Source organism: Salinimicrobium oceani (genome assembly GCF_012037645.1).
In genome coordinates this window covers 1-465 of the sequence record NZ_JAAVJR010000575.1, presented here as the reverse complement: position 1 = coordinate 465, position 465 = coordinate 1, and the positions used below count along the sequence as shown (strand labels likewise).

The 465-nt window shown below is 44.1% G+C and carries 1 protein-coding gene; it reads left to right on the top strand.

Annotated elements, in window-relative coordinates; genetic code table 11:
* The coding region (locus tag HC175_RS18320; protein ID WP_262887250.1) for a glycosyltransferase family 4 protein at nt 1-465 on the top strand (465 nt) is incomplete at its 3' end.

The window sequence follows — 465 nt, the reverse complement described above, 5'->3', positions numbered from 1 at the left end:
CTGATTAGAGAAAGATTACCGGAGGCAAAAATGCACATTTTTGGAGCATATATTCCGCAGCAGATCCTGCAACTGCACAATGAAAAGGAAGGTTTTGTGGTTTACGGCAGAGCAGAATCCGCCAAAGGAGTAATTAAAAATGCCAGAGTTTTACTGGCACCGCTTCAATTCGGAGCGGGGATAAAAGGCAAATTCACTGATGCCATGCAGGTTGGGACACCTTCTGTAACCACAAACCTTGGAGCAGAAGGTATGGCGCCGCAACTGCCCTGGAGTGGCTTTGTTGAAGATGATCCACAAAATTTTGCCGATGTTGCAATAAAATTATATTCCGAAGAAAGGCTTTGGCTGGAAGCACAACAAAATGGTTTCAGGATTCTAAAAGAGTATTTTTCAGAAGCAATACACAGGGAGAGATTCCGCAGAAAAATTCAGCACATTCGGGAAAAACTCCAGGCGCATCGA